19 protein-coding genes are annotated in these 20,139 nt (G+C 65.5%); 10 read left to right on the top strand and 9 right to left on the bottom strand.

Features of this window, described 5'->3' with window-relative positions; genetic code table 11:
• The first annotated feature begins 94 nt into the window (after positions 1–94).
• A complete protein-coding gene (locus ACWEO2_RS01530) occupies positions 95–814 on the top strand; it encodes a glyoxalase (protein WP_452403534.1) in 720 nt (239 codons plus the stop codon).
• A 45-nt stretch (positions 815–859) separates the two neighbouring features.
• Here ACWEO2_RS01530 and map read toward each other — a convergent pair whose 3' ends face one another.
• Positions 860–1,627: a type I methionyl aminopeptidase gene (gene map, locus ACWEO2_RS01525; protein WP_452403533.1), complete on the bottom strand. Its 768-nt coding sequence runs from the start codon at positions 1,625–1,627 to the stop codon at positions 860–862.
• A gap of 194 nt (positions 1,628–1,821) precedes the next feature.
• Between map and ACWEO2_RS01520 the strand changes: the two genes are divergently transcribed.
• Positions 1,822–3,480, top strand: coding sequence for a hypothetical protein (locus tag ACWEO2_RS01520; RefSeq protein WP_452403532.1), 1,659 nt, complete (start codon positions 1,822–1,824; stop codon positions 3,478–3,480).
• A gap of 7 nt (positions 3,481–3,487) precedes the next feature.
• Here ACWEO2_RS01520 and ACWEO2_RS01515 read toward each other — a convergent pair whose 3' ends face one another.
• From ACWEO2_RS01515 to ACWEO2_RS01495, 5 genes are all read right to left on the bottom strand, one after another.
• Positions 3,488–3,916, bottom strand: coding sequence for a nuclear transport factor 2 family protein (locus tag ACWEO2_RS01515; protein WP_452403531.1), 429 nt, complete (start codon positions 3,914–3,916; stop codon positions 3,488–3,490).
• A 336-nt stretch (positions 3,917–4,252) separates the two neighbouring features.
• Complete coding sequence (locus ACWEO2_RS01510) at positions 4,253–5,488, bottom strand: FxsB family cyclophane-forming radical SAM/SPASM peptide maturase (protein ID WP_452403530.1); 1,236 nt, start codon at positions 5,486–5,488, stop codon at positions 4,253–4,255.
• A gap of 22 nt (positions 5,489–5,510) precedes the next feature.
• Complete coding sequence (locus ACWEO2_RS01505; RefSeq protein WP_452403529.1) at positions 5,511–7,304, bottom strand: HEXXH motif domain-containing protein; 1,794 nt, start codon at positions 7,302–7,304, stop codon at positions 5,511–5,513.
• A 16-nt stretch (positions 7,305–7,320) separates the two neighbouring features.
• The gene (locus ACWEO2_RS01500; protein ID WP_452403528.1) at positions 7,321–8,559 is read right to left on the bottom strand and encodes an FxsB family cyclophane-forming radical SAM/SPASM peptide maturase; all 1,239 of its coding nucleotides are present in this window, start codon (positions 8,557–8,559) and stop codon (positions 7,321–7,323) included.
• A 67-nt stretch (positions 8,560–8,626) separates the two neighbouring features.
• Complete coding sequence (locus ACWEO2_RS01495) at positions 8,627–8,779, bottom strand: hypothetical protein (RefSeq protein ID WP_354957206.1); 153 nt, start codon at positions 8,777–8,779, stop codon at positions 8,627–8,629.
• Positions 8,780–10,225: 1,446 nt separating this feature from the next.
• Here ACWEO2_RS01495 and ACWEO2_RS01490 point away from each other — a divergent pair.
• The 3 genes from ACWEO2_RS01490 (at position 10,226) to ACWEO2_RS01480 (ending at position 13,678) form a co-directional block, all read left to right on the top strand.
• A complete protein-coding gene (locus ACWEO2_RS01490) occupies positions 10,226–12,016 on the top strand; it encodes an HEXXH motif domain-containing protein (RefSeq protein WP_452403527.1) in 1,791 nt (596 codons plus the stop codon).
• Entirely contained in the window at positions 12,009–13,247 is a 1,239-nt protein-coding gene (locus ACWEO2_RS01485; protein WP_452403526.1) for an MFS transporter, read from the top strand. Before ACWEO2_RS01490 ends, ACWEO2_RS01485 begins: the two co-directional genes overlap by 8 nt.
• Before the next feature lie 167 nt (positions 13,248–13,414).
• Positions 13,415–13,678: a helix-turn-helix transcriptional regulator gene (locus tag ACWEO2_RS01480; RefSeq protein WP_354957203.1), complete on the top strand. Its 264-nt coding sequence runs from the start codon at positions 13,415–13,417 to the stop codon at positions 13,676–13,678.
• A gap of 1 nt (position 13,679) precedes the next feature.
• On the opposite strand, the gene ACWEO2_RS01475 is transcribed toward ACWEO2_RS01480, so the two are convergent.
• Together ACWEO2_RS01475 and ACWEO2_RS01470 are read right to left on the bottom strand one after the other, a co-directional pair.
• Positions 13,680–14,057, bottom strand: a complete 378-nt coding sequence (locus ACWEO2_RS01475; protein ID WP_452403525.1) for a PPOX class F420-dependent oxidoreductase — start codon at positions 14,055–14,057, stop codon at positions 13,680–13,682.
• 250 nt (positions 14,058–14,307) lie between these two features.
• The gene (locus tag ACWEO2_RS01470; RefSeq protein ID WP_452403716.1) at positions 14,308–14,469 is read right to left on the bottom strand and encodes a hypothetical protein; all 162 of its coding nucleotides are present in this window, start codon (positions 14,467–14,469) and stop codon (positions 14,308–14,310) included.
• Between ACWEO2_RS01470 and ACWEO2_RS01465 the strand changes: the two genes are divergently transcribed.
• Together ACWEO2_RS01465 and ACWEO2_RS01460 are read left to right on the top strand one after the other, a co-directional pair.
• Entirely contained in the window at positions 14,444–14,605 is a 162-nt protein-coding gene (locus ACWEO2_RS01465; RefSeq protein ID WP_452403524.1) for an nSTAND1 domain-containing NTPase, read from the top strand. The genes ACWEO2_RS01470 and ACWEO2_RS01465 overlap by 26 nt on opposite strands.
• A gap of 187 nt (positions 14,606–14,792) precedes the next feature.
• The gene (locus ACWEO2_RS01460) at positions 14,793–15,290 is read left to right on the top strand and encodes a pyridoxamine 5'-phosphate oxidase family protein (protein ID WP_452403523.1); all 498 of its coding nucleotides are present in this window, start codon (positions 14,793–14,795) and stop codon (positions 15,288–15,290) included.
• A gap of 48 nt (positions 15,291–15,338) precedes the next feature.
• Here ACWEO2_RS01460 and ACWEO2_RS01455 read toward each other — a convergent pair whose 3' ends face one another.
• Entirely contained in the window at positions 15,339–17,549 is a 2,211-nt protein-coding gene (locus tag ACWEO2_RS01455; RefSeq protein ID WP_452403522.1) for an MMPL family transporter, read from the bottom strand.
• A gap of 283 nt (positions 17,550–17,832) precedes the next feature.
• On the opposite strand from ACWEO2_RS01455, the gene ACWEO2_RS01450 reads away from it, so the two are divergent.
• The 3 genes from ACWEO2_RS01450 to ACWEO2_RS01440 are packed head-to-tail and all read left to right on the top strand — an operon-like array spanning position 17,833 to position 19,900.
• Positions 17,833–19,086: a sensor histidine kinase gene (locus ACWEO2_RS01450; protein WP_452403521.1), complete on the top strand. Its 1,254-nt coding sequence runs from the start codon at positions 17,833–17,835 to the stop codon at positions 19,084–19,086.
• Positions 19,083–19,760 carry a response regulator gene (locus ACWEO2_RS01445; protein WP_452403520.1) on the top strand — a complete coding sequence of 226 codons (678 nt, stop codon included), beginning with the start codon at positions 19,083–19,085 and terminating at the stop codon, positions 19,758–19,760. Before ACWEO2_RS01450 ends, ACWEO2_RS01445 begins: the two co-directional genes overlap by 4 nt.
• Positions 19,757–19,900, top strand: coding sequence for a hypothetical protein (locus tag ACWEO2_RS01440; protein ID WP_452403519.1), 144 nt, complete (start codon positions 19,757–19,759; stop codon positions 19,898–19,900). The genes ACWEO2_RS01445 and ACWEO2_RS01440 overlap by 4 nt, the downstream gene beginning before the upstream one ends.
• Positions 19,901–20,139: the final 239 nt, after the last annotated feature.

Raw genomic sequence — 20,139 nt, 5'->3', positions numbered from 1 at the left:
CGGAACGGCCATACTACTCAAATTTGACTTCCGCCGTTTCACCACCCTAACCTCTGGTAGTCAAAATTGATTACTGCGATCGGGGTGCGTAATGATGACCGATACGGCGGTTCCAGTGCTCCGGAGCGGCGATCTGACCGAAACCCTCGACTTCTATCGAACCCTCGGATACAAGGTCACCTATGAACAAACCCGGCCCTACGTCTACGGCGAGGTGGAGGCCAACGGCTGCGCGGTCCATTTCGCCGCCGCGCCCGCTGGCACCGAACTCCCCGCCGAACAGGTCGGCTGCCTGATCATGCTCGACGATGTCGCGGAGCGGCATCGCGCATTCACCGCCGCACTGCGCAAGCGCTACGGGAAGATCCCCGCGAAAGGCTGCCCGCGCATCACCAGATTCCGTCCGGGCCAAAGCCGATTCAGTGTGGTCGACCCGGTCGGCAACACCATCGTCTACATCCAGCGCGACGAACCCGAGGAACTCGAATACGGCGGCTCCCGCGAACTCGACGGGCTGGCACGGGTTGTGGACAATGCGCGCATCCTGCGCGATTTCAAGAACGATGACGCGACCGCGATCCGAGCGCTCGAGGTCGGCCTCGGCCGGTTCGGCGCGCAGGCATCGACCCTCGACAAGGCTCGAGCGCTGGCGGCACTGGCCGAATTGGCCATTGCCACCGGCGATGCCGAGCGGGCTGCGACGACACGAGCCGAACTCAGCGCGATAGCGCTGTCGAATACCGAGCGCGCCGCCGTCGTGGCGGACCTGAGCGCCGCCACCGACCTGGCCGATTGGCTGGCCGAAACCGATTGATCAGCAGCCGGTTTCAGCCTGGATCGCACCTTCCGGCGGTCGACCTCACTCGGCCGCGGTAAGGACTTGTGGTCCATCCTCGGTGATCGCGACCGTATGTTCGGAGTGCGCGGTCCGCGAACCGTCGGCCGAGCGAATGGTCCAGCCATCCGGATCTGTATAGATTCGGTCGGTCGTGCGGGCGAACCAGGGCTCGATGGCAATGGTCAAACCGGGTCGCAGCGGGAATCCGCGACCGGCGCGGCCCACATTGGACACATGCGGATCCTCATGCATCGTGCGCCCGAGTCCGTGCCCGCCGAATTCGGTATTCACCGGATAGCCGTTCGCCCGCGCGACCTCCGCGATGGCGGCGGAGATATCGCCCATCCGGTTGCCGGGCAATGCCACCGCGATGGCGGCGGCCAGCGCATCCTCGGTCGCCTTGATCAGTCGCAGGTCCTCCGCGTCGGCGGTGCCGACGACCATGCTGATGGCCGAGTCGGCGACCCATCCGTCGATACCGAGCGCCAGGTCCATGGTCAGCAAATCCCCGTCGCGCAGCGCGTAATCGAACGGAAGTCCGTGCAGGACGGCGTCGTTCACCGAAAGGCAGATGGTATTGCGGAACGGCCCGCGCCCGAAGGACGGCGCGTAGTCCCAGTAGCACGACACCGCACCGCGTTCGCGAATCCGTTCCCGCACATGGGCTTCCAGTTCCAGCAGGTTCACCCCGACTCGGGCCCGCTCGCGCACTTCCGCCAGGATCTGGGCGACGAAGCGCCCCGCCACCCGCATGCGTTCGATCTCTGCCGCCGACTTCAACTCCACCACGACCAACCTCCATCTCGGTATTTTTATACCGAGCATAGCGGCACTCGGTATAAAAATACCATTCACCCCGCGTGACCAGGCGATGTGTTATGTTCGCGAACGCGAATGAGCACTGGTTTTTCGTTGTTCGCGGCCCATCCGCGGCATGTGTTCCACCGATCGACTGCCCGACAGCGAGCGTAGAGGAGCCACCCATGAGCGAGCGCAGCGAGCGAACTAACAGCACAACCGCGCGTCGCAAGGCTCTAGCCCTCGCCATCGCACTGGCCCTCGCCCTCGTAGCCCCCGCTTGCCGCGGCGATTCCTCGACGACCCAGAACCAGTCGGGCGCCGCATCCGGGCCCGCCCGCAATCCCTATCTGGCCGCTGCGACCTACGGACTCACCCATATAGATCCCGGCCAGTCCGACACCTTCCCGTACCAAACGCCACCGGGCGAGTTCCATATCGACCCGAAACAACAGGCGCGGGTCACCTCGGGACCGGTCAACATCATGACGCTCGCCGCCACCGAACCGGACTACATGTGGATCTCCTCCACCCAGGGCGTGGTCTACGTCCAGGTGGGCAATGGCATGTTTCGCGAGATCGCCCGCGCCGATGTGCCCGGTGTTAAACCGATCGCCGCGCAAGCCCTCGACCAGGTACTCAACCAGAACTTCACCGATATCGGCCAGGTGGAGACCGCCGTACACAACGACTGGGGCATCGACTGGACACACCTCACCAATGGCGTCTACAGCCTGGTGGACAAGGACAATCGGGTCTATTACGTCACGCAGAACGCGGAGATCGTCGTCTTCGGCCTGACCAATGCGAACAATCCCCAAGCGGGCGTGCGCATTCTGCGCACCCTCGACTTCAAACCGTGGCTCGGTACCGGCGCGGGACTCGGCGGCCTGCCCGAGTCCATCGTCGGACTGAATATGACCTACGACGGCAAGCTCGCGGTGCTCAGCACCCGCGGCCTGTCGATCATCGACCGGAGCCTGCAGGGTGAACCGCAGCAGGTCCACTTCGGCGCCGACGAGGTGGTCTCCAATGCGATGGCGGTGGACGAGAACGGCGGCATCTACGCCGCCTCCGACAAGATCATGCGCAAGGTCGTGTGGACCGGATCCAAACTGTCGGCCGACGCCACCGACGGCGCGTGGGCGGCGCCCTACGATTTCGGACGCCAGCCGCCCGCGGTGAAATTCGGCATCGGCACCGGCTCCACCCCCACGCTCATGGGCTACGGCAAGGGCGACCGGCTCGTTGTCATTACCGACGGGGCCGATCGGATGAAGCTGGTCGCGTTCTGGCGCGACGCCATTCCCGAAGGATTCCAACCGAAGCCGGGCACCAAATCCAACCGGATCGCCGATCAGATCCAGGTCACGGCGGGCCTGAATCCGGAGCCCGAATTCATCCAGAGCGAGCAATCGGTCGTCGTGGACGGTTACGGCGCGTTCGTGGTCAACAATGCCCGGCCCGAGGGTGCGCCGGACCGCCTCGTCGATGTGCTCGCCGGCGGGCCGGTCTTCGCGCCCCCATCGGGTATCGAACGGTTCGGATGGGATCCGGCCGACCACCACTGGACCTCGGTGTGGTCACGCGCCGATGTGGTCGCCACCAGCATGGTGCCCACCGCGAGCACCAAATCCGGCGTCGTGTTCGTCAACGGCTACACCAAGGCCGACGGCTGGGAGGTGACCGGACTGGACTGGCAATCCGGAAAGACGGTGCACCGCACCATCTTCGGGCAGAGCAACCTCGGCAACGGCGCGTACGCGTTGGTCCAGTTCTTCCCGAACGGGGATCTGCTGTTCAACAGTGTCGGCGGGCCGTTCCGGGTGAAGTTCAACAGCTGAGCTTGCGTCAGGCCAGGCGGTCCGGGATGGGAGCGAGGGAGAAGTTGCTCCAGATGTAGGTGTCCATCTGGTGTTGGTCACCGCTGAGGTTGAACACCCGGTCGACCTTGCCGTCGATGTTGAAATGCCAGACCAGCGCCCACATGGTGTCAACTTTGCCGACACCCTCGGTGGACCAGCCACGGTGGATGTCGACCACGTATTCGTCGTTGGACTCGAGGAACAGCGGCTCGGCTTGGAACCCAGCCTTGGCCAGTTGAGTGAAGAAAGCGACGACTTCCTCGACTCCGCGTTTGGTACCGGACAGCGGATGATGCCCGGGAATGGTCCACTCGATGTCATCGGTGAGCACCTCCCGCATTCCATCGAGGTCGTAGGCGGCGTAGGCCGCGAAAAACTTGGTGATCGCCGCGACTTTATCTGCGCCGGTTGTCATGGTGACTCCTGTTGAGCTGCAATGGTTTTACGCACCCAGAACATCGGGATACTGCCCGGGAACCGAAACCGATTCGGGTGATATCCATGCCCGTGGTGCCGAGAGGGCAGGCTGTTGGCCATTGTTGTGTATATCAGTGCAGGAGCCAGGTGCCAAAGCTGCGGGCCAAGACGGCATGACGATCCAGATCGTTGCCGCGACCGCGACGCTCAGCAAGATGACAGAGACCGGAACCCGGCCCGTCACCTGCACGGTTTCCAGACGTTCGACAAGGTCTGCGCGGCGCTTACACCCAGCCTCCGACGATGATCGGGATCCTATGCGCCCTGGCAGTGATCACCCGCGGAGTGCCGTGGCGACGTCGGTGCGCATTCGCGATTCGATGTGGCGAATCAATTTGGTCAGGTCGGCGCAATACACCGAGGGATTTCGGAAGCCGTCGCCCTCACGGTATCGCGTGACGTAGTGACCACCGCCGCACACGGTGTGTATCGAGCAGGTGCGGCAGGTGTCGCTGAGCGCGTCCACGCCGATCTGGCGCGCCACGATCTCGGGTTCCAGCATTGCGCGGTCGAGCGGATTGCGTTGGCCGGCAGGCAGTTTGGTCGCACCGGAGAAGGTCGCCTTCAAGTCGTCGATCTGCGCCACACTGCCGTCGGTTTCGATCACCGCTATTCGGGTGGGACCGAGGCCCCACACCTCCGATTCCACGGTCCCGCCCAGCAGCAGGTCCATGATGTTCTCGAACATTCGGATCCGCGTGTCCAGTTGCGGCGCGCCGTACCAGCGATCGAAGATCGTGATCAGCCAGTCCGCATACGGAGTGACTCCGGGATCGGCGGAAAACCCGGGGGGCGGCGTTGTCCAATTGCCCAGTGGAATCTCGAAATTGACGGCCGGGGGCTGGAACGCGAGCAATCCTTCATAGGTCTGCAAAGGGTCGTTTGCGAGGTCCATGACGCAGAGCAGACCGTTGAACAGATGCCGCCGATCGCCGGCCGTCAGTTTCTCGAGGGCGGCAACGACCCGGGAGTAGCTCCCGGCGCCGCGGCGGTCCCGGCGATGGCGGTCGTGACTGTGCTCATCACCGTCGAGACTGACGGTGATGCTGATGTCCCAGTCGTCGCAGATCCTCAGGAACTCGTCGTCGAGCAGTACGCCGTTGGTCTGCAGAGTGAGGGTGACAGCGGTAACCGGCTCCAGCGCCGCCCGCGCCTGCGATGCGAAATACTCGAGATCGGCATGACCCGCCATGAGCGGCTCGCCGCCGAAGAAGACGAGACTCACCGCGGGAGGGCCGAACCTGCGAACGTGATCGGCGATTGTTCGGAGGGCGTCGTCGAAAACCTCCCGGCGCATCGCCTTCGGCTGCTCCCGCCAACTCTGATCGGCCATTTCGTAGATGTAGCAGTAATCGCACGCCAGATTGCATCGGCTGTGAATCTTGAGGAGAAATTCCGTAAACGGAAGGGGCTCGAATCCGTTGCGCTGCAATGCGGCCACGTCGAGTCCGGTTTCGGGCCATGACTTCCGCACTGCGGGCAGCCCCAGTGCCACCGATGTCGGTTCCATTGTGTGCTCTCGATTCCTGGTTTCAGATATCAGTGCGTGGGCGGTCGGACAACCACCGCACCAGCTCGACCACGTCGGTCTCGGTGCCGTCGGACAGCAGCCGCTGGTACAGGCGCGCCGCCACCTCGGCCCGATCGTTGAGAACGCCGAAGTCGTTGTCGGGGAACAGTTCCGGCAGGCTCAAGGCCAGACCGGCCCAGAGCTGCGGGAGCAGCGGGTCGACGCGCAGCTCCAAGGCGTACAACTCGACGGCCTCGGCTGGCTCGCCGGCCAGGTAGGCGCGAGTGCCGCGGGGCAGATCAGCGGGCGCGACGCTCGAAGCGGCGGCCTGGTCGTGCATTCTGAGCCGCACCGGAATATGCAGATCGCGGTGGCGATCCGGGATCGTCTCCTGATCCACGTACCGTACGGACGGCAGTATCGCGGAAGGTGCCGCTCGCGCGACCCACAGCTCTGCCAGCTCGGCCAGCTCGGCGTCGTTGGATGTGCGATTGCGCACCTGCCAAGAAGTGCGATGTGCTACCAGAATCTCGGCCACCGCATCGCGCGCCTCCGCCGGCACGTCCTCGTTGGCCCACGGCCGGGCGCCTGCGGTCAGCGCGCTCATGAACTCCTCGCCACGCTCGGTCAGCAGGCCCGAACCCGATGCCTCCACCATCGCGGTCGCCAGTTGTGTACGCCAGCGCTCGAATTCGATGTGCGCCCGCATCGATCGGTGGCAGTCGGCGTGCCGGTGTACCCGCCAGAAGTCGGTGACCCCGAAGAAGGCGTAGATCCCGTGCATCAGACCGAGGATCGGCCGTGGATCATCGCGCCACGGCGCGTAGAAGCGACACGTCGGGTCGGGATCCACTATCAGCACCTGATCGGCGAGCATGGCGAGTTTGCTGTGCTGAATCTCGTGGATCAGCGACACCGCCATGTCACAAGAGTCCTTCGGGGCCGTGGTGTACACACAGCCGGTCCCGCTGAAGGCGGTGTGGCCGATGGTCGCCGCCACCGGTCGCGCGGTGAGCGGCGTCAGTAGCCGCAGGCAGGCACGCATCGGCGCCAGATAGCCGGGGAAGTCTCGTCGCAGCAGGTGCCAGGCCTGCGCGAAATCCTTTCGCCAAGTGTCGAACTCGTCGGTCGTGAGCCGCGGTGCCGTACCCGAGGGCAGGTCGCGGAACGGATCGAGATCATCGAGGACGACCTCCGGTTCGCCGTTCCCGCCGTGCACCCGCCGCAGCGGCAGCCACGCCGGGTCGGACTCGTCCGCCGGCGACGCCACCGAGATCGGAGCGCTGCCGTCAGCGACGATGCGTATCGCGCCATCTACCCAGGTCAGCTGGCAGTGGCCGTAGTCTCCCGCGGATCCAACCCGCGCCATCCCGATCCCGGGCAGCATAACTTCGCCATTGCGTACGACAACCCGCATCGATCCGCTGGGCATATTCGTGACCACGGCGGCCGCCGCTAACCAGCCGAGGTAGCCGCAGTCGGCCCACAACGGAGTTGGTTCCCGATCGTCCGAGGCGTTGCGCACGCGCTGGAGCACGCGGCCGAGCCAAACCCCGGTGTGCGGGTAGACCAGCAGTGCCTCGACCGCGGCCGGATGTGACTCCTCCAGCTCGGTCAGGACCCGATAGGCATCGGAAAGGCCGGCGGCGGCGTCGATTTCCGGTTGGTGAGCGGTGACTTCGGTGATGAGCGCGCGTAGTAGTACGAGTCGTACAGTCAGCATGTTCGAAGTCATCCGGACGACGGCTGACTCCGTGCCGTAACCAGTGAACAGCTCGGCCGCTGCATCGTCGATACCGATGGTCGGGGCGGACATGGTTGCACTCCTGTCGTCAGTGATTGGCCGCGGTGGCGAGGTCGGTGCGGACCCGTGCTCCGATGTGGCGGATCAGCTTCGTCAGGTCGGCGCAATACACGGAGGGATTGCGGAAGCCGTTATCGGCGCGATACCGGTGCACGTAATGCCCGCCGCCGCAGACGCTATGGACAGAGCATGCCCGGCAGGTTTCACTCAGGGCGTCCGCGCCGATCTGGCGAGCGACGATCGCGGGTTCCAGCAGTGCGAGGTCGAGCGGATTGCCCACGTTCGCGGTGCGCAACTTGGTGGCCCCCGCGAAGGCCGACTTCAACTCATCGACCTGCTCCAGAGTGCCGTCGGTTTCGATCACGGCCAGCCGAATCGGGGCCAGCCCGAGTAATTCCGATGTCACGGAGCCGCCCAGCAGCAGGTCGATGATGTCATCGAAGATCCTGACCCGGGTCTCCAGCTCCGGCGCCCGGAACCAGCGATCGAACACCGGGATCAGCCAGTCGGCGTAGGGGGTAGCGGTGTGGTCGGCGGTCGACGCCGGTGGTGGCGTCATCCAATTGCCGTGCGGAAGCAGAAAATCGACCGCCGGGGGTCGAAAGGCCAGCAGCGCTTCGTAGGTCCGTACCGGGTCGTTGGCCACATCGATGGTGCAGAGCAGGCCGGCGAACAGGTGCCGGTTCTCCTCCGCCGTCAGTTGCGTGATCCCGGCCGCGACGCGCGTGTAGCTCCCGGCGCCCCGCCGATCCCGGCGATGCCTGTCGTTACCGCTCTCATCGCCGTCGAGGCTGACTCCGACGCGAACATTCCAGCGCGCGCAGATGCGCAAGAACTCCGGGTCGAGCAGCGTGCCATTGGTCTGCACGCCCAGCTGCACCTCGGTGATCGGCTCCAGCGATTCGCGCGCCGACCGGGCGAAGTATTCGAGATCGCGATGTCCGACCAGCAGCGGTTCGCCACCGTGGAACACAAGATCCACCGCGGGCAGCTGGAAGCGGCGAGCATGATCGGCGATCATTCGGAGGGCCTCGTCGAAAGCCCTGCGGCTCATGGTCTTCGGCTGATCGCGCCAGCTTTGATCGGCCATCTCGTAGACGTAGCAGTAGTCGCAAGCCAGGTTGCAACGGCTGTGGATCTTGACAATGAATTCCGTGAACGGCAGCGGCTCCCAGCCGCTGCGGCGCAGCGCGTCGACATCCAATCCATGTGTGGGCCAAGACGTTTGCACCACGGGAACGCCCAACGGCACCGGGCCGGACTCCATATTCGCTCCCTCGAGCTGCGGGAACAGCCACGGGCGCACTGCTACCGAGTCGCCCGTGGCCGTGTGATCACTTGGTGGGGTTGATGAACGACTTGAACCCGCCGGGGGCCCTGTCCTGCGAACCCTTGGCGTAGCGCTCGAGGGCGGCTCGCATGGCCGGAGTGCAGTGCGTGGCCAGCTCTTCCGTGTTGAGTGCGGCGAGTTCATCGAGTCTTCCCATTTACGGGACCTCCTTTTCTGTATTCCCGTACCGGCACGGCAAATTGCCAGGCGTCGCAAGAATTGATCGGCTCGACAATGCCGACAAGCGAAACGGGATATCTACCAATGGGTGACCGGTTGTCCTCCCGAGAGGGAGCTTAATCACATGAAACGTCGATCGCTCACATCTGTTCCCGTTACTGGGAAGGGCATCTCGCACTTCTACAACAGCTACATCGCAACCTTGACCGTCACGATCACACCCGCCGCGATGTCCAGTGCATTCGCCACAAACCCGGCACGCCCGGTCCGGATCCGCCATATGCGTGGCACCCATCCTCGCCCATGCCGCGACCAACTGCTCATACGAAATACCCGAGTAAATCCCACCCACATCCTTGATTGCACCGGTCGCCGACCCATGCCTCTCCCCCACACCCCTCGCAACGCCCCGCACCTGCCCCGGGCCAGTTCACGCACATGGTCTTCGTTGATATCCGGATGCGGCACACCACAAATATTGAGGAAGAACGCAACCTCACCCGGAATTTCTATTGCCGCAGCCAGATCCCCTCCCGTGGATCAGGGCACCCGCTGCGGCGCCCGCGTTCGCTGATGCTCTCTCGAGAACTCCCAATTCCCAACCATGGGAGTTGGGAGTGCCAGGAATCCTGTTGTCTTGCAATAGACTTCAGCCGGCCGGGTCGACGACGTCGTCCGGCGAAGGCGATCTCCCATGACTGTAGCCGGAGTTGTCGGTCGACTATTCGACTGCGCCATCGGTAATTTCGCTATGCGTCAATGGGAGTGAAGAAGGAGGTATCTCGTGGGAAATCTTGCCGAGCTCGCCGGACAGGTGCGGCGCAGTTGATGGCGAACTCCGACCTCGCTCTGCGTGCCGCGGTCGAGCGTCATCTCATCCATGCCGATTAAGCCCACGGGAATTCAACTCGTTCATCAACCCGGTAAGTAGTCGGGCGATATGGAAATTGGCCACCGGTGGCCTGGTGCAGCGCTACCCGTGGTCGTTCACACAGATAGAGGGGCAAGAGATGGCGCCGTTGCCTGTATAGATAGGACATTTCCGGGAGTAACCCTCTTGGCCCGCGGCGGGATTGGATGTCGACGAATTATGTCGCGGTGGCCGGGAGCCGCTGCCCTTCGTCGAGTTCGTCGTCAATATTCACAGTAGGTGCAATTCGGCTTGTGACTACTGCTATATCTGCGAGATGGCCGACCAGAGTTGGCGTGCGCAACCGAAGACGATGAGCCATCAGGTTTTCGACGACGCTCGCCGGATGATCGGCGAGCACGCGCGCCGATTCGCGCATCGGTATCGCGAGTGTGTGACGGATTCCCAACCCCTCGGTGTATTGCGCCGACCTGAAGAAGTTGATCTACCACATCGAATCTCGTGTCCGTGCGGACATCGACTCTGCCATCAACCTAGCGACGGGACACCCCCATGCCAACGACAGTCACCGGGATCGACGATGTCACAGCCAGTTTGAGTTCCGGCCACGGAACCGAGGCGGCCATCGCGACGCTGACCGAAGGCGCGCTACTGATGCGGCTGATCCTGCTGCGCACGCTCATCGCCGAAACCGCGTCGCGCCCCGAAATTGCCGACGCCGCAGGACTTTCCCTTGCCTACCAGACGCTGGCCGAACTGCAACGATCCCATCCGGCCGAGGTCGTGACGTTGTTGTCGTACCCGCACGTCGGCCCGTGGCTCGCCCAGGTCCTGCAGCGCCTTCATGCCGAGCCCGACGACGCGCCGACCCCACTGTGGGCCGACTGTGGCTACCTGGGCTGGCTCGCCGCGGCAGGCGCCATCGCCTGTCTACCCGAAGGTTCCATCAACGTCGTAGTGCGGAACGGCGTGGTGATGTTGCCCGGGATCGGCAGGGCCGAGCTCGGCCCTGCCGCGGACAACGGGCACTGCGAACTGCACTGGACGCGGGACGGCGCACTGCGCTTCACCCGGGGCACCAGCACAGTTCTCGTCCCGTCCCGGGATGACGAGTCCGATCCCGCGTGGCTGCCGCTGCGGCGATTGCGGGGGGCGGATGCGGAACGGGAGGTGTTCCTGGACGACCTGGACCCGTTCCGATACTTGCTGGACGGTCAGCAGCCGCCCCGGCTCACGACCGCCCAAACCAGCACGTGGCAACAGGATTTCGCGGCGGCCTGGGAACTACTGCGCCGCGACTTCGACCGGTACCTCGTGCCGATGCGCAGTTGCCTGCAGTCTTTGGCGCCGCTGAGCACACAACCACTCGCGGCGAGCACGAGCCACACCGCATTCAACGGAATCGGCTGCGTCTACACCACGGCCCCCGCGGACCCATGCCAGCTGGCGCTCACGCTGATCCATGAGGTCCAGCACACGAAGTTCACGCTGCTGACCGATCAGATCGTGCTGTTCGATCCCGATCCGGTGTGCCGCTTCTACGCGCCGTGGCGCGACGACCCGCGTCCGATCATGGGCCTGCTGCACGGGATCTACGCGTTCTTCGGAGTCACCGACTTCTGGCGAATACATCGTCACGCCGACTGCCACCGATCGATGCAGGCGCACGTCGATTTCGAATTGTGGCGTCTGCAGGTGGAAGGTGCCGTGGCGCAGGTATCGACGTCGAGCCTGCTCACCGAGGCGGGTTCGCATTTCCTGAACGCGCTCGGTGCTGAAATGCGCCCCTGGGGCGAGGAGGACGTGCCCACGGCGGTCAGAGTCGCTGCGTCCGAGGTGGCGATCGCGCATCGGACGTTCTGGCAGGTGCGGAACCTGACACCGGACATCGGCGGCATCGCCGAGCTGGCCGCGTGCTGGATTGCGCAGGCGCCACGGCCCGACGGCCTGCCGCCCGCGGAACAGGTGGACCAGCGGGCCGTGCCGAACGACCATCGTCGCCTGCACCTTCCAGCGCAGCTGAAGCTGCTGGACCACGCCGCGGCCGAAGCTCTGTCGATCCCCGAGCAGCCGCGCGGCGACCGGGCCTATCTGGCGGGTGACCTGGCTGCGGCGGTCGCGCTGTACACCGAGGAGCTGCACATCGACCCGCTCCGGCCACAGTTGTGGGCGGGCTTGGCGCTGGCGTTGCCGAAGCTCCACCCGGACGATGACTTCAGCGTTCTCGATGACAGGGCCGAGGTCGCCGCCCACCTGTGCCAGGTACTGCTGGCGGATGCCGAAGGTGTCGAGATCGTCGATCTGGTGCGGTGGTTGTCGAGGAATCCGCGCACTCATGGGTAGATCGGGAATCCACACCAACCGGAACTTCCTGCTGCTGTGGTCCGGAAACGCGACATCGCTGGTGGGATTCCACGGCGTCCGAATCGTCTACCCGATGCTGGTTCTCGCGGTGACCGGCTCACCCGCCGCGGCGGGATGGGTCGGTTTCGCGTTGAGCCTGCCGAGTCTGATCTTCCAGATCGTGGCCGGCATCGTCGCGGACTATTCCAACCGGATCCGGACCCTGGTGATATGCCAGATCATCGGGTTGATCGCGGCCTGCGTGGCTGCCGGAGCGGTCGCTGCCCAGCTCCCGAGCCTCGCGCTGATAGTCGGTGTCACAGCGTTCATCGAGGGCAGTGTCTACGTCTTCGTCGGCCTCAGTGAGCTGGGCGCGATCCGCGACGTGGTGTCGCACGCACAGCGACCCGCCGCGTTCTCGTTCCTCGAGGCCGAGCAACCGATCGCTGTCCTGGTCGGACGAGCAGCAGGTGCGGCGGTCTACGGCGTGGCCCGTTGGCTGCCGTTCATCGCCGACGCCGTGTCGTATCTTTACTGCCTCGTCGCACTGTTGCTGATCCGTCCGGACTCGCCAGCACCGCCGAAAGCCGCCGAGTCCGAGCGTCATTCGGTCCGGCGCACCATCACCGACGGCTTCCGTGTCGTATGGACCGAACCTTTCCTACGGATATCGACGGCAATGATCGGACTGTCGAATATCGTCATTCAGCTCGTCTTGCTGCTGATACTGGTGGAACTGAAGAACGGCGACGGTCCCGCCTGGACCGTCGGCGTGGTGCTCGGCGCCGCGGGTGTCGGTGGAGTACTCGGCGCCGCCGCGGCATCACAGCTCACCACTCGCTTCCCTCCCCGGAATGTCTATCGGGGCGCGCTGTGGGCATGGACGGCGCTGCTCGTTCCCATGGCGTTCAGCGGCAATCCCTTTGTGCTGGGCGCGTGTTGGTGTGGCGTCGGCGGCGTGGGGGTCGTCAGCAACGTCGCGTTGACGATATCCCGGCTCGATGTGATCCCCGAACAGACGTTAGGTCGCGCGGTCGCGACGATGGCACTGTTCTGCGACGGCGCGGTCGCGCTCGGCGCGCTCGGGGCGGGCTATCTGCTGTCCGCAGTGGGCGCCGTCGCCACGCGATGGTTAGCACTCACGGCCATGTTCACACTCGCCGCATACGCAAGTACTCGCGCCACCCGCTCTCGCGATCTACCGCTTGCGCTGACATCAACCGATTCCTGAAGCGAGAGCCTGCTCGTCCCAGCGGCGCAACCTCGGCAACGGCGCGTACGCGTTGGTCCAGTTCTTCCCGAACGGGGATCTGCTGTTCAACAGTGTCGGCGGGCCATTCCGGGTGAAGTTCAACAGCTGAGCTTGCGGTATTTAAATACCATCCATACGCTGGTCGCATGGTCCGACTTCCGCTGACACCCGCCCAGGTCGAGGCCGGTCGCCGCCTCGGCACCCGACTGCGGGCCGCGCGCGCCGATCGCGACCCGGCCCAGATCGCCCGGGCGGCGGGCATCTCGCCGGAGACGCTGCGCAAGATCGAAACCGGCCGGCTGCCGACACCCGCATTCGGCACGATCGTGTCGCTGGCCGCAGCCCTGGAGATTCCCTTGCAGGAACTCGCCGATACCTGGCGTTCGGCCGGACTCGCGGAATCGGCCTGATCTACTCGGGGGTGATCGCGATCCCGACGGAGCCGTCCGCACCCTTGAACAGCTTGTGCAGCCGGATCAGCACGGTGCCGATGATCCCGTACTTGCGCGACACCAGATCGCGCACCCGCTGAGTGCCGGCCGCATCGAGGACCTCGGCCTTGCCCGCGAACTTCTCCTCGCTCTTCGGGCGGCCACGGCCATCGCATATCTGCACGGCCACCTCCGGATTGCGACGAATCCGCTTGACCTTCCAGGTCTTCGGGTTGGTCCACACCACGATCCGGTCGCCGTCCGGCGCCACCCACACCGGTGTGCCGACCGGTGTGCCGTCCTTCTTGTAGGTGGTCAGTAGGGCGAAAGTGCTCGTACTCAGCTCGTTCCAGGTCATACCGAAAACGGTAGGCCGCGGCGGTAGCTGCGACATCCGTCTGCGGGCAGAACGCGCCCGTACGCGTGCTGACGTACCGCGGCACAGGTGATGGGCGAGCCGCCGCCCGCCCATCACCCCTGCTCAGCCCCCGATACGCCCGGAAGAAGGTCCGGAGGTCATCGAGCAACCTCTTGGATGCCACGCGTGAATCCGACCGCGATCACGCTGACGCCGAAAAATGCTCTCGCGCAACGATGCTCACACTGAGCTAGCGCCCTCGGCGTGCGAATACGGGGGCGTGTTCGGGCCGGATACCGATGCCGCCGAAGTAGGCGGTGAGGCCGCGCAGGAATGGAGCGTGTTGCAGTGCTCGCAGCGGTGCGGGCAGCCGGTGTTCATCGAGCGTGCCTGCTGTCGATGGCGGCGACAAGCAGCCGACCGTCCGCCGAGAGGGCGTAGCGCTGTTGTCACACGCGCTGATGGCCACGTGGCAAGAACGCAGCGGCCGCGTGCTGACCGCCGCCGCCTATGTCCGTGCGGGTCGTATCGACCGGGCGGCTCGATGAATTCCAGGTGATGCTCGGGCGCCTCGGCGTGCCTCGATGCGATCAGCAATGCGGTAAACGCGGTCGGTCAGCAGGCGGCCGCCCGGAAATCCATGCACCGTGGATGTCGAGAACGCTCGGGCGGCTCCGTCCCTGGGGTACGAGCAGCCGAACGGGCCTCGACGACACCGACGAAGGAGCGACCACCATGCAACCGAACGAGATCACCGAGATCCTGAACCGCCCGTTCAGCCAGGAGCTCCTGGCCCGCGACCTGCTCCGCATGGCCTACGTCGCCAAGGACGGCACGCCCCGCAACGTGCCGATCGCATTCACCTGGAACGGCTCGGAGATCGTCGTCTGCACTTCGAAGAACGCCCCGAAGCTGCCCTCCCTGCGGCACAACCCGGAGGTCGCGCTGACGATCGACACCGAGGTGCACCCGCCGAAGATCCTGCTCATCCGCGGTCGAGCGGAGCTGGAGGTGGTGGACGGCATCCCGGAGGAGTACCTGCAGATGAATGGCAGCTACGAAATGACCCCCGCGCAGCGCGTCGAGTGGGAGGCCGAGGTCCGCTCGCTCTACGACGGCATGGTCCGGATCGTCATCACCCCGACGTGGGTCAAACTCATCGACTTCGAAACCACCCTGCCCACCGCGGTCGAGGAGCTGATCCAGCAGCGGGCCGAGCGTCAGCGCGCCTGAACTGATCAACCTTCGGGCGGCAGCGGTACGTCGAATTGGAACGCGCGATCACGCCGACTTCGGCCCGCGCGCTCGGCGATGACCCGGCAGATCCGCCACGTCCGCGGAAATCACTGCGGGCTGAGGTGTTTCCGACTGCGTCAATTGCGGCAGCCACCGCTCCAGCAATGCCGGAAGCCACCAGTTCGCCCGACCCAACAGCGCCATAGTGGCGGGCACCAGCACCATCCGCACGATGGTCGCATCGAGCAGGATCGCCGTCGCCAGCCCGAGGCCCATCATGGTCACCATCGGCGACGGATTCACGACGAAGCCCAGGAACACCGCGGTCATGATCAGCGCGGCGGCGGTGATGACGCGCCCGGTACCCGAGATGCCCCGCGCCACCGATTCGGCACTGTCCCCGGTGGCGTCGTACTCCTCGCGGATGCGTGAGATCAGGAACACCTCGTAGTCCATCGACAGCCCGAACAGCACGGCGAAGGCGATCACCGGTATCGGTGAGGCGATCCGGTAGGTGTCCTCCAGCCCGAAAAGTCCAGCGCACCATCCCCATTGAAAGACCGCGACCAGAACGCCGTAAGCCGCTCCGATGGACAGCAGGTTCAGCACGACCGCCTTCAGCGGCACCACAAGGGAACGGAAAACGATGAGCAGCAACAGAAACGACGTCACGAGAATGGCACCCACGAATACCGGCAATGTGTCACCGAGCTGCCGCGTGAGGTCATCGGTCATCGCCGTCATCCCCGACACGGCGACATTGTCCGGAGCGAGATCACGTACGCGCGTGAGTGTCTCACCGGTGGCAGGGTCCGAGGGCGCGGTCTTCGGCCGAACAGGAATGATCGCGGCATCCCCCGCAGGCGCCGGCTGAACTGCCCCCACCTGCGCAATCCCCGGATCAGCCGCGATCCGCGCCCCCAACTCCGCCAGCCCCTCGCTGGTCACCCCCGCCCGCCGCAAGTCCACCACCACCAGCAGCTGCCCATTCACCCCCGGCCCGAACCCCTGCGCCAGCAAGTCGTATGCCCGCCGATGACTGGCCTCGGTCGTGTCATCCCCGGCGTCAGGAAACCCGGTCTCCATCCACAGCGTCGGCGCAGCCAATGCCAGCAGCACCGCTCCGGCAACCACCAGATACGGCCACGGCCGCCCCGCCACCCGATGCGCGAACCACCACCAAACCGTCTGCGTCACCGAAGCTCCCGCATCCACCGCCGGAGTCATCGACCGCCGCGAGCGCCGGCCGACTCGGCCCATATCGATTCGGTCGCCGAGCAGCGCCAGCAGGGCTGGCAGCAGTGTGAGGGCGGCAGCGATGGCGATCAGCACCACCAGTGCGGTGGCGAGGCCGATCGACGTGAGCAGGCCGACTCCGGTCAAAGCCAGTGCCGCCATTGCCAGTACGACCGTGCCGCCGGAGAACGCCACGACCGCACCGGAGGAGCTCATGGCCAGCGACAGCGCATCAGCATTGTCCCTGCCCGCCGTCCGATGCTCGCGGTATCTGGTCACGATGAACAATGCGTAATCGATGCCGACGCCCAGTCCGATCATCGCGGCAATCGTCGGTGCCGAAGTCGAGACATCCATGGCATTGGCCAGCAGCACAATTCCGCCGAGTCCCACCGCGACCGCTACCAAGGCGATCACGATCGGCGCCAGTGCCGCCACAACGGTACCGAGCACGACGAGCAGCACCACGAACGCCGCGAGCAGGCCGGCCACCTCGATTCCAGAGGTCTCGGCTTCCGCATTCACGAACGCGGCATCACCACCCAGCTCTGCGGCCAGCCCCGCCGCGCGAGCCGGATCCATCGCCTCAGCGAGGGCAGGCAGCGCATCCGCACCCAACTCCGTAACCGGCACATCGAAAACAAGGTCGGCATAACCGATCCGGCCATCGGCCGACACAGTGCCCGCCACGAACGGATCCACCACGCCCGCAACATGATCCGCCTCCGAAAGGCGGGCCACGGCGGCCATGACCGCGGATCGGTCCTGATCCAGCCGCTCCCCGGGAGCGGCAGCGAACACAGCCATGGCAGTCCCGCGGGCCGCATCCGGAAAGCGTTCCTCCAGCAGCGCCATCGCGGTCTCGCTCTGGCTACCGGGTGCGATGAAGTCATCAGCGAACGCACCCCCGGCGGCGCCGGCCAAGGCCAGCAGCATCCCGAGGACGGCCACCCAGCCGCCAAGTGTCCGCCACGGCCTGCGCGCGGCCGCATCGCCGATACGGCGAGTGAATCGGTTCATGATCGCTTTCTCCCTGTACTCTCGCGGCGAACCGGGATCCGGCCCCCGAGGAGGCCACCCCGCGTCCACTCCGCAACCCGGCGGAGCGAAAGGGCGAGTTCGGCTCCGGTGGTCAATGGTCCGGGCCGTGGACGCGTCGGTCGCCAGCCGGAAGATGGTTTCGTCCTCCGCCTCGGGACCTGTTCCGACAGGCGAACTCAGCGGGCTCGTCCGCCGCACGGAGGGTCGCGGAATCCGTCTCGCGGCGGGTGATCGCGCTCGCGACTGCGCGTACGGTGAGGCCGTGCCTGCTGACGTCTCACCGACCGGGCCGCCGGTCGACAAACCGCGGGCCGCCGCGAACGGGTCGCCGCTGTCCCCGAACACGCCGACGGTGGCCATCGCTCGCGCTTTCCGGGGACCGTTCACCCGCTGGCCGCGCGCCGCGGACGCGGTCCTCGCGGTCGTAACCTTGCTGGCGACGGCGTTTCTCGTGGAAGGGCCCGGCGATTCGCTGCACTGGCGCGGACTCGGGGAGGTATCACCGGGTGTGCTGGTGGTGTTCGTCGCGGCGAACGCCGCGCTGTACTGGCGTCGCCGCGCACCACTGCTGGTGCTGGGTTTGCTGCTGGTCGCGTGGATTCCGCTACTGGTCGTCGATACCAATGTCGGCGGGGCGACTGTGGTGGCTCTCTACAGCGTCGGTCGGTACGCGGCCGACAGTTGGTGGGGCCCGATGGGAGTTGCGATCGCGATCGCCGCGGTCACTGTCGACGGGCGGGACCATCCCGGAAAGTGGTGGGAGGAGGCAATTCTCGACGCCGTGGTGCTGGCCGGTGTCTGGTATGTCGGGCGCAGGCTACGACTTCGTGAGGAACGCGCAGCACAACTGGTGCGCGAACGCGCCGCCGAGGCTCGCCGCATCGTGGCCGGCGAGCGCACCCGTATCGCTCGCGAACTGCACGATGTGGTCGCTCACCGGGTGAGCCTGATGACGGTGCAGGCGGGTGCTGCCAAAGCCGTTGCTGCCGAGGACCTCGCGGCGGCCGTGCAGGCAATGGGCGCTGTGGAGGAAGCCGGCCGCCAGGCGCTGGACGAACTGCGGCATCTCCTCGACGTGCTGCGCCCCGACAGTGATTCCGCCTGGCTGGGACCGCAACCCGGGCTCGCTGACCTCCCCCGGTTGGTGGAGCAGATCAGCGCCGCGGGCGTACCGGTCACCTTCGCGACCAAGGATCTGCCGGAAGGCCTACCCGATCGCGTCGACCTGTTCGCGTATCGCATTGTGCAAGAGGCTCTCACCAATGTGCTCAAGCACGCGGGCCCGGGCACGCGAGCCCAGGTCAGGCTGAGCCGCGCCCCCGATGGACTGACCCTGGAGATACTCGACGACGGCAACGGAATCGCGCCCGAGACCCGTAAATCCTCCGGTGGTCACGGCATCGTCGGAATGCGCGAGCGCGCACTACTGTTGGGCGGCAGCCTGGACGCGGGATCCCGGGCGGGAGGAGGATTCCGGGTGGTCGCCCAGCTACCGGTGGAAGGCGGTCGCCCATGACCGTCCGTGTTCTCATCGTCGATGACCAAGCGCTGGTCCGCGGCGGTTTCGCGATGATCCTGGGCATTCACCGCGATATCGAGGTGGTAGGCCAGGCCGGTACCGGAGCGGAGGCGATCGAGTCGGCGTACGCCCACCGCCCCGACGTCGTCCTCATGGACATCCGAATGCCGCATATGGACGGCATCGAAGCCACCGAACGCCTTCTCGCCGAAGCTGATTGGCCTGTCCGCGTCCTCATCCTGACCACCTTCGACCCGGACGAATACGTCTACCGGGCCCTGCGCGCCGGCGCCAGCGGCTTCGTCCTCAAAGATATTCCGGCCGAGCACCTGGCTGACGCCGTCCGCACCGTAGCCGAAGGCGGCGCGCTCCTGGCCCCCACCATCACCCGCCGCCTGATCGGCCAGTTCACCACCCACCGCCCCGCCGACTCCGCCGTCGCCCACCGCCTGCACCGCCTGACCGACCGCGAACGCGATGTGCTCGTCGCCATCGCCCGCGGTCACACCAACTCCGAAATCGCCACCCGCCTCTTCATCGGCCCCGCCACCGTCAAATCCCACGTCTCCAGCATCCTCACCAAACTGGGCCTGCGCGACCGCACCCAAATGGTTGTCTTCGCCTACGAAAGCGGCCTCATCACCCCCGGCGACCACGATATCGGCCATTGACCGACCCATACCGTGGGCAGAGCCCGGTGTCGACGCCGATGATGCGCTCGTACAGTGCGGCCACCGGCGCGCTTTTGCTCCGCTATCTCGGCCCCGACACCGGCCTCGACCGCCTGCAGATGACCGGACGAGCCGGGTGACGACCGTACTTGCCCAGCCGAATCCAACGACTTGGTCGTGCCCGGCGCAGCCCGCCGAAATCGAGGCTGACGACTCGGTCGAACAGCAGGCTGTTCCAGCGCTGCTCCTCGTCGCGTTGATGCCGCATCGACAACAGCCGTTCCTTTTCGTAGCCGCTGAATGCAAGGTTCCCGTGGCGTACATTTAGGACGTCGCAAGGTCTCTATCGCTTGAAGACCTCCACTACCGATGCTTTTGC

This window comes from Nocardia sp. NPDC004278 (assembly GCF_053602975.1).
Note: the sequence above shows the minus strand (reverse complement) of the source record. Positions and strands in the feature narration are given on the sequence as shown.

Coding starts and splice junctions, on each gene's coding strand:
- ACWEO2_RS01530 (WP_452403534.1), top strand. CDS start 95: ATGACCGATACGGCGGTTCCAGTGCTCCGGAGCGGCGATCTGACCGAA.
- ACWEO2_RS01520 (WP_452403532.1), top strand. CDS start 1,822: ATGAGCGAGCGCAGCGAGCGAACTAACAGCACAACCGCGCGTCGCAAG.
- ACWEO2_RS01515 (WP_452403531.1), bottom strand. CDS start 3,916: ATGACAACCGGCGCAGATAAAGTCGCGGCGATCACCAAGTTTTTCGCG.
- ACWEO2_RS01510 (WP_452403530.1), bottom strand. CDS start 5,488: ATGGAACCGACATCGGTGGCACTGGGGCTGCCCGCAGTGCGGAAGTCA.
- ACWEO2_RS01505 (WP_452403529.1), bottom strand. CDS start 7,304: ATGTCCGCCCCGACCATCGGTATCGACGATGCAGCGGCCGAGCTGTTC.
- ACWEO2_RS01500 (WP_452403528.1), bottom strand. CDS start 8,559: ATGGAGTCCGGCCCGGTGCCGTTGGGCGTTCCCGTGGTGCAAACGTCT.
- ACWEO2_RS01495 (WP_354957206.1), bottom strand. CDS start 8,779: ATGGGAAGACTCGATGAACTCGCCGCACTCAACACGGAAGAGCTGGCC.
- ACWEO2_RS01490 (WP_452403527.1), top strand. CDS start 10,226: ATGCCAACGACAGTCACCGGGATCGACGATGTCACAGCCAGTTTGAGT.
- ACWEO2_RS01485 (WP_452403526.1), top strand. CDS start 12,009: ATGGGTAGATCGGGAATCCACACCAACCGGAACTTCCTGCTGCTGTGG.
- ACWEO2_RS01480 (WP_354957203.1), top strand. CDS start 13,415: ATGGTCCGACTTCCGCTGACACCCGCCCAGGTCGAGGCCGGTCGCCGC.
- ACWEO2_RS01475 (WP_452403525.1), bottom strand. CDS start 14,057: ATGACCTGGAACGAGCTGAGTACGAGCACTTTCGCCCTACTGACCACC.
- ACWEO2_RS01460 (WP_452403523.1), top strand. CDS start 14,793: ATGCAACCGAACGAGATCACCGAGATCCTGAACCGCCCGTTCAGCCAG.
- ACWEO2_RS01455 (WP_452403522.1), bottom strand. CDS start 17,549: ATGAACCGATTCACTCGCCGTATCGGCGATGCGGCCGCGCGCAGGCCG.
- ACWEO2_RS01445 (WP_452403520.1), top strand. CDS start 19,083: ATGACCGTCCGTGTTCTCATCGTCGATGACCAAGCGCTGGTCCGCGGC.